A 13,064-nucleotide genomic window follows, 5' to 3' on the forward strand; every position below is an offset into this window, starting at 1 on the left:
GGGAAGACTTAGTTCTGCTTTTGTTTGCATACGACTCACCGACCACAAACAAAAAAGCCCCACATCTGTGCGGGGCTTTTGCGCCAGTATTTGTTAGATCTGTGATTGCAAATAGTTTGGTAGGCCCATCTTGTCAATCAACCCGAGTTGCGGCTCTAGCCAATAGGCGTGATCTTCTTCAGAGTCTTCTAGCTGCTTCACAAGCACATAGAAAGCCCGAAGAACGCGCCCTTAAAATGCGTATTTGTAGGACGCACCAATACCCGATTTATCGCCATAGGTATTATCCACCGAGAAGGCCATCAAGCTCATAGAGTGGCGCTTATTTAACGTGTAACCAGCGCCTAGCGCGCCAAATGCAGAGTTAAAATCATCACTACCTTGGGTATAGTTGAGAACGGTGAGCAGGGTCCACTCGTCACTTAACGGCTTTAACGCAAGTGCGCCTATATATCCACTGTGATTTTCAGTCGGGATATAGATTAAAAACCCGTCTTCTGGTGAAATAAATCCGTAGCACTCCGAGTCTTCCGGGCGCGTGTCGCAGATCGTTTCACCATTGGAATACGCGTATCCGAACATAGGAAAAATCTGTACACCTCCGGGCGCAAAACCAAAAATGCTCAGCGGTAAAAATGTCCCTACACTATAGGAATCTTGGGTATTACCATTGTCAAACTCGGTGCGCCCGAAGTTTAGATTCACAATGCCAATATCAAACAACCAAGAGCCGCCGCCTCGCCATTCGTTACCATCCGCTTTCACACTTAGATTGATTTTCCGCACTGGATCAAAGGCCAGAGACCCACTAAAAGACCAGTCATCTTGATAGCCAAGCCCCAGCTTCGTTTCGATCTTTGTAGGGTCATTAGTCAGTTTTTCTTTCGCATCGGCGCCGGCGCAAACCAACAGCCATAACATCCCCACCAACACCAACTTAGTTCTTGCTACCATCTCGCACCTGTTTTTTATCGCACCACTAGATACCTTGCATTCGTCGGCAAGTATAAACGGTACTCCAAGCATCCCATACCTCCATTTTCTGACGCGCGATCACACCTCCCTATTCCACTAGATACTGCTGTGTTTCTAAGCCGAAAGAAAAGATGGCCGAATAAGTAAAATTGCTCCTAGCCGCAAGAGTTGGAGCACTTTGGCGCGGGTGCTAGCATGACGCTACAAACAACAACTTAAAAGAACGTCCTCCACTATGAAAAATTTCAAAGATAAAGTGTGCATTGTAACGGGTGCAGGCTCCGGCATTGGCCGATCGCTCACCATGCAACTTGCGGAACAAGGCGCCAAACTGGCTATCTCCGATGTAAATCAGGCTGCGCTAGATGAAACAATTGGCATACTCAAATTGGATGATACCCGCTTGCTGAGCATGCTCGTAGACGTATCCAAAAAAGACCAGATGCAAGCGTTTTCTGACGCGGTCGATAAGAAATACGGCTTGGCCGACATGATCGTCAACAACGCTGGCGTCGCGTTGTCGCAGACCGTTGAAGACACCACCTATGAAGATTTTGAATGGTTAATGGATATCAATTTCTGGGGTGTGGTGCATGGTACAAAGCTGTTTCTACCGTTGCTCAAACGCTCTGATGACTCAGCTGTGGTTAACATCTCTAGTGTCTTTGGCTTGGTCGGCATACCAACACAGGGCGCCTACAACGCCAGCAAATTCGCGGTAAAAGGTTACACAGAAGCGCTTCGCTTGGAGTTGAAAAACACCAACGTTACGCCAATTACCGTCCACCCTGGCGGCATCAAAACCAACATTGCCAAAAGCGGCCGATTCTATCGTGGCGCGAAGCCAAGTCATTCCAAAAAAGATGTTGTCGCACTGTTTGATAAGCTGACCTTTACCACTCCGGATGTTGCGGCAACCACCATTTTGAATGGCGTTAAGAAGAAAAAGTATAAGATCCTTATCGGCAAAGATGCCTACCTATTTGATTGGGCAGGAAGATGGTTACCAGAGAGCTATCACCGCATTGTCGAAAAGGTGATGCAGGCAGAGTTTTAAAACGAAGCGATCAAGAACAAAGGCCAGAGCAACACACTGTTACTCTGGCCTTTTTGTTTAAGCCTTACCGAACCACCTCCGCACGAGCACGTAAAATAGCGGCGTCAGCAACAAGCCAAACACCGTCACACCGATCATTCCGGAGAACACGGCCACCCCCATCGCCTCACGCATTTCTGCACCGGCACCCGTTGAGAATACCAGCGGCACAACGCCCATAATGAAGGCAATTGATGTCATCAGGATCGGCCTGAAGCGCAGCTTGCTTGCTTCCAGCGTCGCAGCAAGTAAGGCCATACCTTCGTCTTCTTTTTCTTTCGCAAACTCCACAATTAGTATCGCATTCTTGGCGGCGAGCCCCACCAGCACGATAAAGCCTATTTGGGTAAAGATGTTGTTATCTAAACCCCAAAGCACGACCCCTGTCATCGACGACAACAACACGGTTGGCACAATGAGAATAATCGCCATTGGCATTGACCACGACTCGTACTGCGCGGCCAAGACAAGAAACACCAACAACACCACAAGCGGGAAGATATACACCATGGTGTTGCCCGCAAGAATTTGCTGGTACTTCAAGTCAGTCCACTCGTAAACCATGCCGTTTGGCAGCGTCTCATCAAGAATCTTGATAATCGCCTCTTCCGCCTGCCCAGAGCTATAACCGGGCGCCGCCTGACCATTAATGTCTGCAGCAATATAGCCATTGTACTTACCGACACGGTTTGGCCCAGCACCGTGCTGAATTTGTACAAAGGACGACAAAGGCACCATATCGCCGTCTTTATTGCGCACTTTGAGTCGTTCCAGTTGTGTCTCGTCCGCACGAAATGCCTGATCAGCCTGCACGCTGACCTGATACGTTCGACCAAAGAGATTCACATCATTCACATACACCGAGCCCATATAAGCTTGCAGGGTGTCGAAAATATCGGAGATCGCGACGCCATGTACTTTGGCTTTTTCGCGGTCGATATCGATCTCGATCTGGGGTACGTTTACTTGGAAGAACGAGAAGGTTTGCGTTAACTCAGGCGTTTGCCATGCCTGACCCACCACCTTTTGCGCTTCCTGATACAAACGCTCATAACCCAAGTTCGCACGATCTTCTATCTGTAATTTAAAGCCACCCGTGGTGCCCAGACCAATGACCGGAGGAGGTGGGAAAATCGCAACAAAGGCATCGCTAATCACCCCAAATTGCATGTTGAGCGCACCCGCAATGGCGTTCGCCGACATATCGGGCGTTTGTCGATCTTCAAAGGGTTTGAGGGTGACAAAAACAATCCCCTCGTTTGAAGAGACCGAGAAGCCATTAGGGGATAAGCCTGGAAAAGAGACCGCAGATTCAATACCCGGGTGTTCAAGCGCAATCGCTGCCATTTGCTGAATCACAGCATCGGTTCTATCGAGGCTCGACGCATCAGGTAACTGGGCGAATGCGATCAAATACATTTTATCTTGCTGCGGAACAAAGCCTGTTGGCGTTGTATCAAACAAGTACTTGGTAGCCGCCATCATGCCTGCGTAGAGAATCAACACAAAAATGGCAATACGCACAATAATCTTCAGTAGCGACGTATAACCATTGGTTAACGCACCAAAGAATCGATTAAACGGCGCAAAGATAAAACGGCCAAACAGCCCATCGATCACCCGTGACAACCAATCCTTTTTTGCATCGTGCGGCTTCAACAATACAGCTGCCAACGCCGGACTAAGCGTTAAAGAATTAAAGGTAGAGATAATGGTCGAAATGGCGATGGTGAGGGCAAACTGTTTGTAGAACTGCCCGCTCAAACCTGAAATAAAAGCCGTTGGTATAAACACCGCACTCAACACTAAAGAGGTCGCGATAATCGGGCCTGTAACTTCGCGCATCGCTTTTTTGGTCGCCTCCACTGGGGTTTGACCAAGCGCGATATTGCGCTCGACGTTTTCGACAACAACAATCGCATCATCGACCACAATACCGATGGCTAATACCAAACCGAACAGCGTCAAGGCATTCAACGAAAACCCGAACACATGCATGACCGCGAAGGTGCCAACCAATGACACCGGTACCGCAACGAGAGGAATAATCGAGGCACGCCATGTCTGCAAAAACAGCAGAACAACAATCACCACCAAGAGCATCGCTTCAAGCAGGGTTTTTACAACGGCTTCAATCGAGCCACGAACGAACACCGTCGGGTCGTAAACGATTTTGTATTCCATGCCCTCAGGAAACGTTCTTTGCAATTCTGCCATACGCGCGCGAACGTCATTGGATATCTGGATAGCATTCGAGCCTGAACGCTGGAAGATCGCAATGGCAGCCGCCTGCTTGTTATCAAGTAACGAACGAAGCGCGTAGCTGTTTGCGCCTAACTCTACACGCGCAACGTCTTTAAGACGTGTAATGGCGCCGCTAGCGCCCACTCGCAACACAACATTCTCAAACTCTTCAATGCCTTCAAGACGACCTTTTACCTTAATCAACAACTGAAACGGGTTGTCTTCAGCACTCGGTGGAGCACCGATCGTGCCTGCTGCAGCCTGCCGATTTTGCTCGCGAATCGCGCCAATGACGTCTGTCGTCGTCATACCTAGCGCCGCGACTTTTTCCGGATTTAACCAAATACGAACAGCGTAATCACCTGCACCAAACACCAGCGCATTACCAACCCCTTCCAAACGGGCAAGCTCGTCACGGACTTTCAGCTTGGCAAAGTTGGAGAGATAGAGCATGTCGTAACGATCGTCCGGCGAGAGCAAGTGGACGACCATCGTCAGGTCTGGCGACGATTTTGTTGTGGTCACACCTAGACGCTGCACGTCTTGCGGTAAACGAGGAACAGCCCGAGCAACACGATTTTGAACTTGCACCTGCGCATCATCCACATCGGTACCCAGCTCAAACGTCACAGTGATCGCCAGACTCCCGTCAGAGGTGGCTTGTGAGGACATATACAACATCCCCTCAACGCCATTGATCTCTTGTTCGAGCGGCGTTGCTACGGTTTCCGCCATGGTTTCAGGGTTTGCGCCAGGATAACTCGCATTCACAACGACCGTAGGAGGAACAACCTCAGGATATTCTGTAATTGGAAGCTGGAAGACCGCGATCAAACCGGCAATAAAAATAAGCAGCGAGAGCACGCTCGCGAAAATCGGTCGAACAATAAAAAACTGCGAAAAATTCATTACTACTCCCTAGTTCTGAACCAACGCGGCTTGATCTTTTCTTAGCTCTTCGAGCAAAGCCTCATCGACCATGGTGGTCTCTTCAGGCGCCACGGGCATACCTGGAAAAACGCGCTGCAAACCAGACACGATAATGCGCTCTTCTGGCGAGAGTCCGGATGTAATTGCGCGCAAAGGTCCGTAACGCAACCCCGTTTGAATTGGACGGTACTGCGCCATATCGTTCTCATCAACCACAAGTACATATTTGGAGTTTAGGTCGGTCGCGATGGCAGTTTCTTTCACCAAGACGGTTTCTTTCGGGTCTTCAACACGCAACATCAAACGCACAAACAAGCCTGCTGTTAGCTGCTGTTCCTTATCAATGAACTCGGCACGCAACCGAATGGTGCCCGTTGTCACGTCCACCTTGTTATCGACGAAATCAATCCGCCCTTTGAATGGGAAAGCATAAGCAGATCCGATGCCCATCAGCACGACGTTGTTCAGGTTGTTTTGACTGAGTTTACGCAGCTCCAAATAAGTAGATTCATCTACATCAAAATACGCGTGAAAAATCTCTGTCGATACAATCTCTGTCAGCGGAGTTTGCCCCTGATTAATCCAGTTGCCCTCGCTCACAAATGCGCTGGAGATCCGCCCATCAATGGGTGCCTTGATTTTGGTGTAACTAAGAATGGTTTTTGCGCCAGCGACAGCCGCCTCTAATGCTGCGACATCCGCGGTTGCCTTCGTTAACTCTGTACCTCGATTATCAAGCTCTTCTTGAGACAAAGAGTTCTTCTGACGCAAGCTCTGGGCTCGATCAAGTATTCTTTTCGCCAGCTCAACCTGAGCGCGTGCACTTTCCAACTCAGCCCTTAACTCGTTATAACGCGCACTCTGGGTGCTAGAGTGCATTTCAAATAACACATCCCCTTGTTTTACCAACGCGCCTTCTTCAAACGTGACATGCTTTATTTGCCCAGAAATTTGAGGATTTAGAACAACCATCTGGTCCGCCTCAAGCCGTCCGGTGTATACCTTGGTGGCGGCCATTTCCATTGCTGAAACAGTTGCCACGCTTACCGGAACGGCTTGCGGCGCTTGCGCCGGTTGCTGTGGCGCGTCACCGTCTTCTTGCGACGAGCACCCTGCGAGCAAAACGAAGACAGAAGCCAGAACTGCAGATAGGCGCATAGAGCTTGCGAACATGGATATTCCTTAAAAGAGTGTACAGAGTAAAAATTAACCGCGCGATAGTACCAAACAACCGTTAGAATCTCTAAAACTAAGCGATCAAAAGACTGTTGCATGAACAAAACGAACCAAGATAGTCCACAAGACCCGACGTTGATAGAGCGCTCGAGACAGGAAGACGAAAAGCTAGAAATTTTATTTCAGGACGCGCATCTCATTGCGGTTCACAAACCTGCAGGAATGCTGGTACACAAATCTCCAATCGACAAACAAGAAAAGCGTTATGCAATGCGCATTCTTCGCAACCAAATTGGTCAATGGGTTTACCCGGTTCATCGGCTCGACAAGCCAACCTCAGGCCTATTACTGTTCGCGCTTGATTCAGATATTGCCCGACGCGTGACAGAGCAGTTTGAGAACCGGACAGTTCAAAAACGCTACTTTGCGATTGTTCGTGGCTTTACGGCCGAGACTCAGGAAATCGATCACCCACTGAAAGAGATCGCAGCATTTAAGAGCGAACAAGAAAAGGCGGATGCCAAAGATGCGAAGAACGCACTCACACACCTTCAGCGATTGCAGACATTCGAACTGCCTTTCTCCGATGGCCGCTTTCCAACCTGCCGTTACAGCTATGTTGAGCTCGCTCCCAAGACCGGGCGCAAACATCAGCTTCGTCGCCACATGAAGCACATTAGCCACCCTATTGCAGGCGATGTAAAATATGGAAAAGGAAACCACAATCGCATTTTTCGCGAAGAGTTAGGGTGTGAGCGATTGATGCTAGCCGCGAGCGATCTGTCTTTGACCCACCCCGTCAGCGGGGAACCTCTCAAATTACACTGCCCTTTCGAGGCAGACTTTCAGGCAACACTAGAGACATTGCAGAATCATAAAACACGCTAACCCGCAAATAATTGAGAAAGAGCGACACCATGACGGACATCAATATCGACAAACAGCACATTTGGCATCCCTACAGTGCCATTGGCTCTGACAACCCGATCTTCCATGTCGACTCTGCAAGTGGCTGCAGAATAAAACTCAAAGACGGACGGGAGCTCATTGATGGCATGTCATCGTGGTGGAGTACCATCCACGGCTACAACCACCCAAAAATGAACGCTGCGCTCAATGCACAGCTAGAAAAAATGAGTCATGTCATGTTTGGCGGGCTAACGCATGACCCTGCGATCCAACTCACTGAAAAGCTCCTTGAGCTGCATGACGAACGCCTAGAGGCGGTATTTTTTGCCGACTCTGGCTCGGTTTCAGTCGAAGTTGCGATGAAAATGGCTATTCAGTACTGGGCTAGTCTTGGCAAACCCAACAAGCAACGCTTTCTCACTGTCCGTAATGGCTATCATGGCGATACATTTGGCGCGATGTCGGTATGCGACCCCATCAACGGTATGCATTCCTTGTTTGAAAAGACACTCGCTAAGAATGTGTTCGCCCCCGCTCCTGAAACCGCGTTCGGCCACATCTGCAAGGGCCAAGACATTGCTGAGATGACCGCCCTACTCGGTCAGCATCGTGAAGAAATTGCAGCGGTTATTATTGAGCCGATTGTTCAAGGCGCTGGCGGTATGCGCTTCTACTCAGCCGATTACCTCAATCGGCTGCGCACCCTGTGCGATGAGCACGGCGTTTTACTTATTTTTGATGAGATCGCGACCGGCTTTGGCCGCACAGGGAAAATGTTTGCGTATCAGCATTCCGACATCATCCCCGACATCATCACCATGGGCAAAGCCCTAACAGGCGGTTATATGACCATGGCCGCGACGATGACCACGCGAGAGATCGCCGAAACAATCCAATCGCAAAGCCCGGGTGTTTTCATGCACGGCCCGACTTTCATGGCAAACCCTTTAGCCTGCAGCGCCGCTCTGGCAAGTTTAAATTTGCTTATGGAGTATGATCTAGAACCGCTTATTGCAGGCATCGCCTCACAACTTGAAAACGGTCTGGCACCCTGCTGCGATCTAGATATGGTTGCTGAAGTCCGAGTGCTTGGTGCCATAGGCGTGGTGGAACTAAAAGGGCCGGTCAAGATGGCCGAGATTCAGCCCATGTTTGTAGAGCAAGGCATTTGGGTCAGACCTTTCGGCAAGCTTGTTTACGTAATGCCCGCTTACGTGATGGAGGATCGTGATATCGCTGCGCTTTGTGCAGGAATCGTTCAGGTCATATCATCCCTCGACAACTGAAGCGCACGCCTGCTGGGTGATAACCTTGATTTCCTCGGGTCTCTGCAAGAAATACGAAGGCCGCACACCAAGCATCTGATGAAAGGTGTTAGTACAGTGCGAAAGATCCACAAAACCTGCGGCAAGCGCGGCTTCCGTTAGATTTTTACCCTCACCTATCTGTGACGCAGTAACAAAAAGCCGATGCCACTGCCGATAACGCCTAATCGGAACACCTGTTTGCCGCTTAAACAACTGAACGAGCCTTGGAGTAGATAAGCTAACCGATTTAGCTAAATATTCGATTGGAAGGTTATGATCAATCGCGCCTTGAATAGACTCAACCACTTTTTGAACGCGATCATCGCGTGGGAATTCAGTCTTCGCCTGCGCACCCATCAAGTCATACAAATATCGCCTTGCCTCATCGCTAGAATAAGCAGACTGATGAATTTTTCGGAACGCCTCCCGAAAGCTGTGCTCTTCGTTCAGATCCAGACTCAAGCCCCCTTCTTTTCGCGGCATAATATTGCTCAAAAAGAAGTAATCTGAGCCCATCACGTCCAGATTCAAGTTTGCAATCAGTTGGTTTCGGGTATCAATGTAAACCGAACAGCCGGGCGGCAAGAGTATAGAACGCGCTTCAATCTCCCGATCAAGACCAGAAACCTGGATCGACATAACGCCCTCCAGAGACAGACACAGCGTCGCTGCCCCTTGCAACAAGTGAAGAGGTTCATCCAAACGCCCCAAATAAAGCGTCCGTTCCTTCCAAAGATAGAGCAAAGATTTACTGTTCATATTGTTATTTTTAAATAGCAATCGCCTACAAAATCAGACTAACGCGTCATAAGAAATTAATCACATTAGATCGTGTTATTCGTGACCTTAAACTCAAATCATCACAAAAAACCAGAAGAGCATCAGTTTCTACAAGCGCTCACTATTTAAGCAGCTCTATGCTGTGCGCCACTGATGTTGTGAGTTCAGTATAAAAATAAATATGAGGACACGATCAATGAAGAAGCTTAAGAAAACCCTAGCCCTAACAGCTGCACTAACCTGCGCATCTGTTGCTCCTGCACAGGCAGGCTGGTTTACCGATTTATTTGATAACAAGGAAGCAGATACTAAGCACCCCATGATGCTGGTACCTGGAATTTTTGCCTTCGACAGCATTTCAATTGTTGATTACTGGCACCAGATCCCGGGCCACCTTGAATCAGAAGGCGGAGAAGTCTATGTTGCGGCGATTAACGCTTTTGACAGCTCTGTTGGACGAGGCGAAGACCTGATTGAGCAACTGGAAAACATCAAAGCCGCATCAGGCGGCAGTATCCATAAGTTTAATCTACTTGGGCATAGTCAGGGAGGCATCACCTCTCGCTATGTAATGGAAACCCGTCCCGATCTCGTTGCTTCGGTCACCACAATTCATACACCCAACAAAGGTACTCCAGTTGCAGACCTTGTGAATAGCGCATTTCCACCAGCAACAATTGGAGGCACTCTGTTCTCAGCCTTTGCCAACACCGTCGGCGATCTTGTTAACCTGCTTTCTGATAACACCAAAGACAAAGCCGATATTTTCGCAATGCTCAGCGAATTTACCGAAGCTGGATCTGCCCAGTTTAATGCGACCTATTCACATGGAGTGCCGGCGACAGCTTGTGGCGGCGGCGACCAAGTTGTAAACATCAATGGCAACGACATCCGCCTCTATTCTTGGAGCGGCGATCGAACAGCCACCACCGTATCGTTTGACATTTCAGATCCGTTATTCGGCATTACCACATTGGCATTTCTTGGCTCAGGCGAGCGTAACGACGGTATTACTGGCGTATGCTCATCGCATTTCGGTAAGGTAATTAAGGATAGCTACAACTTAAATCACCTCGATGCGAACAATCACGTGTTTGGTTTGACCAACATCTTTGAAACAGATCCAAAGACAATCTTTAAAAATCACGCCAAGCGCTTAAAGAACGCTGGCTTGTAAACTTTTAATGAGCGCAGTTCTCTGCGCTCATTCCCCCTTACCTTTAGATGCATTTGTGGTTTTTTTGATAATGGTTAACGAAACGGAAAAACAATCTTCATGGGCGGCCCGTGCTCTGCACTCGCATTTGGCCATCAAAACCACAGTCGCCATCTCCGTTACCTTTGCGGCTATTTTCATTATCTCGCCCGGCGTATTTAAAAGTGACCAACGCAATACAAATCAACAGCAAGGGATAGCAAGCACTGTTGTCACTGCGGAGCAGGCAAAATCGATTAACGCAGCACTGCATCAACAGCCAGTAAACCTTGATGAGGAAGCACTTGCATCGCCAGAATCTATTGCAGGCCTAGACTACGCACTTTCTCATCTAATCGATGATCAAGGCCATCTAGTTCCCTCACGATCCATCCGCCATATGTTCGACTCATACCTAACTGCACTTAATGAAACAGACCTTGAAAGTATCATCAAACTCATCCAGGCAGAAATAAATGAGACCTTTTCTGAACCGGCTCGTAGCGATGCGCTCTCACTATTGAAACGCTATCTTGACTATAAAATTGACCTTATCGATTTTGAAGAGGAATTTTCGACTACCAATGAAAATGGGAGTGATCTTGAAAGAATCATCGCAAGCCAACTAGCTCTGAAGGAGTTTCGCACGAACTTTTTCAATCACAGTGAATACGAGAGTTTCTTTGAAGAAGACGATGCACATAATGCCTTTATGATCGAACAGATGCGCATCAATCAAGACGAGCAACTTAGCACTAAGGAAAAGGCTCAAAAACTGGATCAAGCCCTCAGCCTATTACCCGAATCAAGCTTAAAAAGCCGAAAACGTATGCTCTCTCACACTCAGTTACGGACAGAAGTTAGCCAAATACGAGCGAACGGCGGAAGCGAAGATGAAGTCTTCGCTGCCCGCGAACAGGCGCTTGGTGCGCAGGCTGCAATAGACCTAAGAAAGCTCGATGAGCAGCGAGCTTCATGGCAAGACAAACTTGGCATATTCTCTCACGCGCGCAATCAAATCTTGAGCTCGAGCATGACCGAAAGCGATCAGAACAAAGAAATCGAAAGATTGCTGGACGAACAGTTTGAGGCAAGTGAGCACAAGAGAGTCATCGCTTTAATGAACGACGGACGCCTCAAGTAAACGCAACCTAGAGATAAGACGAAACCCTCCAAATTTTTCTTGCCTAACAGATTAGAAATCTCTATATTGCAAATACGAATTATTATTATTTGCAATATAGAGGCACATCATGAAACCGACATACCTTCTTTCAACCCTAGTCCTTTCTCTCAGCATTGGCTCGGCCGCATACGGCGAGCAGCCGGAGCACTTTAAAGGCAAGACATTTACGGAGCTTTCTCAAGCTGTGGCCGTTTTTAACGATTACAACCAGCGCTTTGAAGATAAATTGAACGGGGAACTGGACTCCCTTGCACTGCATGAGATCCACGAATTGACCTACACCATGGAAGACGCTTTGGCTTTCATCACCAGCTCAATGTATACCGTAGCCGAAGATCTGGAGGCCGTGCATCAGGCAACTGAATACGCAAATGCCGATAAAGTTCGCGAAAGCGGAGCCAGGTACCTTAACGCATCACGCCAAATCATTAAGTAAGAGGCATTAAAAAGGGAGGCGACAAACCTCCCTTTGCGTTAAAAATTCCAACTATTTGCGTTTCAGTAAGGCATATTTACCTCTAAAACGCGCACAGGCTTTTCCCTCAGAATTGTTCGCAACCACGTCCAGTTCAAACACCGCTTTACCATGCCGCTCGAAGCTCTCTTTAAAGTGTTGAAGTGATTCTTCATCTGGAGATACCGCCTCTGCGTGGAGATCCTCATTAAGCGGACGCAGATATTCGATCTCGGCTTTCGCAACAACCAGCTCACCATCGAGCCCTAGTTCTTGCGCCTTGATAGAGCTCATACCCCACGCTGTCGAAACACATAAGACATAAATACTGCCACCAAACGCCGTACCCTTATCGTTGATATTGGGTTCTAGCGGCGCCTTAAAAACCAGTTTTTCGCCATCATAAGAGTGCACGGAGATCTCCGCCGCACGCGCCAAAGGCACATTGAGCATAAAGAAATCCTGCAAGGCTCGGCTGGCAATCTCGTGTTGTGAACGGGTGAAGTGCTTAGTCATATCGTGTTCCGGTCAATCTTTGCTAATACTCGCTATACGCTTACAAAAAAGGAGCTCACATGAGCTCCTTTTTCACGAAAGCCGCGAGCGATATATCATACCGCTAGCGCGCTATTTGATCAGCTAAAGTTAGACTTCAGCGTCAGCAACAACGTCTTTCATCGTCAACTTGATACGACCACGGTTGTCAACATCAAGGACCTTCACTTTAACCATCTGACCTTCAGAAAGCACGTCTGTCACGTTCTCGATACGCTCTTCAGCAATTTGCGAGATGTGAACCAAACCATCTTTAC

12 protein-coding genes and 1 pseudogene are annotated in these 13,064 nt (G+C 48.4%); 6 read left to right on the plus strand and 7 right to left on the minus strand.

Features of this window, described 5'->3' with window-relative positions; translation table 11 throughout:
- Nucleotides 1-93 precede the first annotated feature (93 nt).
- Nucleotides 94-207 (minus strand): annotated as a pseudogene (locus A3750_RS26705) (bacterioferritin); the annotation flags it as partial.
- Between the two features lie 24 nt (nt 208-231).
- Complete coding sequence (locus A3750_RS01890) at nt 232-954, minus strand: hypothetical protein (RefSeq protein ID WP_068453746.1); 723 nt, start codon at nt 952-954, stop codon at nt 232-234.
- Between the two features lie 256 nt (nt 955-1,210).
- Between A3750_RS01890 and A3750_RS01895 the strand changes: the two genes are divergently transcribed.
- Nucleotides 1,211-2,032: an SDR family oxidoreductase gene (locus tag A3750_RS01895; protein ID WP_068453735.1), complete on the plus strand. Its 822-nt coding sequence runs from the start codon at nt 1,211-1,213 to the stop codon at nt 2,030-2,032.
- Nucleotides 2,033-2,089: 57 nt separating this feature from the next.
- Here the strand turns inward: A3750_RS01895 and A3750_RS01900 are convergent, their stop codons facing one another.
- Both A3750_RS01900 and A3750_RS01905 read right to left on the minus strand, forming a co-directional pair.
- Entirely contained in the window at nt 2,090-5,224 is a 3,135-nt protein-coding gene (locus tag A3750_RS01900; RefSeq protein ID WP_068453736.1) for an efflux RND transporter permease subunit, read from the minus strand.
- A gap of 9 nt (nt 5,225-5,233) precedes the next feature.
- Nucleotides 5,234-6,418 carry an efflux RND transporter periplasmic adaptor subunit gene (locus A3750_RS01905; RefSeq protein WP_068453737.1) on the minus strand — a complete coding sequence of 395 codons (1,185 nt, stop codon included), beginning with the start codon at nt 6,416-6,418 and terminating at the stop codon, nt 5,234-5,236.
- Between the two features lie 99 nt (nt 6,419-6,517).
- Between A3750_RS01905 and A3750_RS01910 the strand changes: the two genes are divergently transcribed.
- Both A3750_RS01910 and bioA read left to right on the plus strand, forming a co-directional pair.
- Nucleotides 6,518-7,309 (plus strand): pseudouridine synthase, encoded by a 792-nt coding sequence (locus A3750_RS01910; protein WP_082863101.1) that lies wholly within the window; start codon nt 6,518-6,520, stop codon nt 7,307-7,309.
- A gap of 29 nt (nt 7,310-7,338) precedes the next feature.
- Nucleotides 7,339-8,616: an adenosylmethionine--8-amino-7-oxononanoate transaminase gene (gene bioA / locus A3750_RS01915; protein ID WP_068453739.1), complete on the plus strand. Its 1,278-nt coding sequence runs from the start codon at nt 7,339-7,341 to the stop codon at nt 8,614-8,616.
- Here the strand turns inward: bioA and A3750_RS01920 are convergent.
- Nucleotides 8,599-9,396 carry a helix-turn-helix domain-containing protein gene (locus A3750_RS01920; RefSeq protein WP_068465225.1) on the minus strand — a complete coding sequence of 266 codons (798 nt, stop codon included), beginning with the start codon at nt 9,394-9,396 and terminating at the stop codon, nt 8,599-8,601. The genes bioA and A3750_RS01920 overlap by 18 nt on opposite strands.
- 217 nt (nt 9,397-9,613) lie before the next feature.
- Between A3750_RS01920 and A3750_RS01925 the strand changes: the two genes are divergently transcribed.
- The 3 genes from A3750_RS01925 (at nt 9,614) to A3750_RS01935 (ending at nt 12,234) form a co-directional block, all read left to right on the plus strand.
- On the plus strand, nt 9,614-10,594 hold the full coding sequence (locus tag A3750_RS01925; protein WP_068452748.1) for a triacylglycerol lipase: 981 nt from the start codon (nt 9,614-9,616) through the stop codon (nt 10,592-10,594).
- A 70-nt stretch (nt 10,595-10,664) separates the two neighbouring features.
- A complete protein-coding gene (locus tag A3750_RS01930) occupies nt 10,665-11,756 on the plus strand; it encodes a lipase secretion chaperone (RefSeq protein WP_197466175.1) in 1,092 nt (363 codons plus the stop codon).
- Between the two features lie 109 nt (nt 11,757-11,865).
- Nucleotides 11,866-12,234: a DUF6746 family protein gene (locus A3750_RS01935; RefSeq protein WP_068452743.1), complete on the plus strand. Its 369-nt coding sequence runs from the start codon at nt 11,866-11,868 to the stop codon at nt 12,232-12,234.
- Nucleotides 12,235-12,285: 51 nt separating this feature from the next.
- Here the strand turns inward: A3750_RS01935 and A3750_RS01940 are convergent, their stop codons facing one another.
- Both A3750_RS01940 and A3750_RS24760 read right to left on the minus strand, forming a co-directional pair.
- The gene (locus A3750_RS01940) at nt 12,286-12,768 is read right to left on the minus strand and encodes a YiiD C-terminal domain-containing protein (protein WP_068452742.1); all 483 of its coding nucleotides are present in this window, start codon (nt 12,766-12,768) and stop codon (nt 12,286-12,288) included.
- Between the two features lie 129 nt (nt 12,769-12,897).
- On the minus strand, nt 12,898-13,064 hold a 167-nt coding region (locus tag A3750_RS24760; RefSeq protein WP_156498312.1), incomplete at its 5' end, for a S1 RNA-binding domain-containing protein.

It is taken from the genome of Oleiphilus sp. HI0079 (assembly GCF_001635105.1).